Here is a 1,462-nt window from a genome sequence, read left to right as displayed (position 1 = left end):
CGGTGAGGAGGTGGTACAGGAATTTCAACCTGTTGTCCATCGCCTACGCCTTTCGGCCTCGGCTTAGGTCCCGACTTACCCTGAGCGGACGAGCCTTCCTCAGGAAACCTTGGGCTTTCGACGGAGGGGATTCTCACCCCTCTTTTCGCTACTCATACCGGCATTCTCACTTCTAAGCGCTCCACCAGTCCTTCCGGTCTGACTTCGCTGCACTTAGAACGCTCCCCTACCACTGACACCAACGGTGTCAATCCATAGCTTCGGTGATACGTTTAGCCCCGGTACATTTTCGGCGCAGAGTCACTCGACCAGTGAGCTATTACGCACTCTTTAAATGGTGGCTGCTTCTAAGCCAACATCCTGGTTGTCTGTGCAACTCCACATCCTTCTCCACTTAACGTATACTTTGGGACCTTAGCTGATGGTCTGGGCTGTTTCCCTCTTGACTACGGATCTTAGCACTCGCAGTCTGACTCCCGAGGATAAGTATTTGGCATTCGGAGTTTGACTGAATTCGGTAACCCTGTGGGGGCCCCTAGTCCAATCAGTGCTCTACCTCCAATACTCTCACCTCGAGGCTAGCCCTAAAGCTATTTCGGGGAGAACCAGCTATCTCCGAGTTCGATTGGCATTTCACCCCTACCCACACCTCATCCCCGCACTTTTCAACGTGCGTGGGTTCGGGCCTCCATTCAGTGTTACCTGAACTTCACCCTGGACATGGGTAGATCACACGGTTTCGGGTCTACGACCACGTACTACGACGCCCTATTCAGACTCGCTTTCGCTGCGGCTCCGCCTCATCAGCTTAACCTTGCACGTAATCGTAACTCGCCGGTTCATTCTACAAAAGGCACGCCATCACCCGTAAATGGGCTCTGACTACTTGTAGGCACACGGTTTCAGGATCTGTTTCACTCCCCTCCCGGGGTGCTTTTCACCTTTCCCTCACGGTACTGGTTCACTATCGGTCACTAGGGAGTATTTAGCCTTGGGAGATGGTCCTCCCGGATTCCGACGGGGTTTCACGTGTCCCGCCGTACTCAGGATACACTCAAGAGGAAACGAAGTTTCGACTACAGGGCTGTTACCTTGTACCGCGGATCTTTCCAGATCGCTTCATCTACTCCGTTTCTTTGTAACTCCGTATAGAGTGTCCTACAACCCCAAGAGGCAAGCCTCTTGGTTTGGGCTAATTCCGTTTCGCTCGCCGCTACTAAGGAAATCGCATTTGCTTTCTCTTCCTCTGGGTACTTAGATGTTTCAGTTCCCCAGGTCTGCCTTCTCATACCCTATGTATTCAGATATGGATACTATCCCATTACGGATAGTGGGTTCCCCCATTCGGAAATCTTCGGATCAAAGCTTACTTACAGCTCCCCGAAGCATATCGGTGTTCGTCCCGTCCTTCGTCGGCTCCTAGTGCCAAGGCATTCACCGTGCGCCCTTTCTAGCTTAACCT

General features: G+C 52.4%; 1 rRNA gene. It reads right to left on the bottom strand.

What is annotated here, in order from left to right:
- Positions 1–1,461 (bottom strand): 23S ribosomal RNA (locus ACJ2A9_RS23450); the annotation flags it as partial.
- Position 1,462: the final 1 nt, after the last annotated feature.

This window comes from Anaerobacillus sp. MEB173 (assembly GCF_052119505.1).
Lineage (GTDB): Bacteria > Bacillota > Bacilli > Bacillales > JBJMAU01 > JBJMAU01.
The sequence above is the reverse complement of the archived record's forward strand: the minus strand, read 5'-3'. Positions and strand labels throughout refer to the sequence as shown.